This is a genomic window from Streptomyces otsuchiensis, assembly GCF_004305975.1.
GTDB lineage: Bacteria > Actinomycetota > Actinomycetes > Streptomycetales > Streptomycetaceae > Streptomyces > Streptomyces otsuchiensis.
The window spans coordinates 1-439 of sequence record NZ_BHZI01000612.1; the positions used below are offsets into that span (position 1 = coordinate 1).

Annotated in this window: 1 protein-coding gene; it reads right to left on the reverse strand. The window is 74.0% G+C overall.

All coding sequences use genetic code 11. The annotated features are described in order from the left end of the window. The coding region (locus E0D90_RS26085; RefSeq protein ID WP_130800353.1) for a beta-ketoacyl synthase N-terminal-like domain-containing protein at positions 1-439 on the reverse strand (439 nt) is incomplete at both ends.

Sequence of the window (439 nt, forward strand, 5' to 3'; positions counted from 1 at the left end):
GCGCCCTCGGACCAGCCGGTGCCGTCGGCGTCGTCGGAGAACGACTTGCACCGCCCGTCCTTGGCCAGGCCCCGCTGGCGGGAGAACTCCAGGAAGATCCCGGGGCCCGCCATCACGGTCACCCCGCCGGCCAGCGCCATGCCGCACTCCCCCGCGCGCAGGGCGCGGACCGCCTGGTGCAGGGCGACCAGGGCGGAGGAGCACGCCGTGTCGACGGAGGTGACCGGTCCTTCGAGGCCGAAGACGTAGGCGATGCGTCCGGAGGCGACGCTGCAGGTGTTGCCGGTGAGCATGAACCCCTCGACGTCGTCGGCCTCGCCGCGCCGCTGGCCGTAGTCGGCGGGGGGAACGCCGACGTAGAGGCCGGTCCGGCTGCCCCGCAGGGTCGTCGGGTCGATCCCGGCGTGCTCGAAGGTCTCCCACGCCGTCTCCAGCAGCA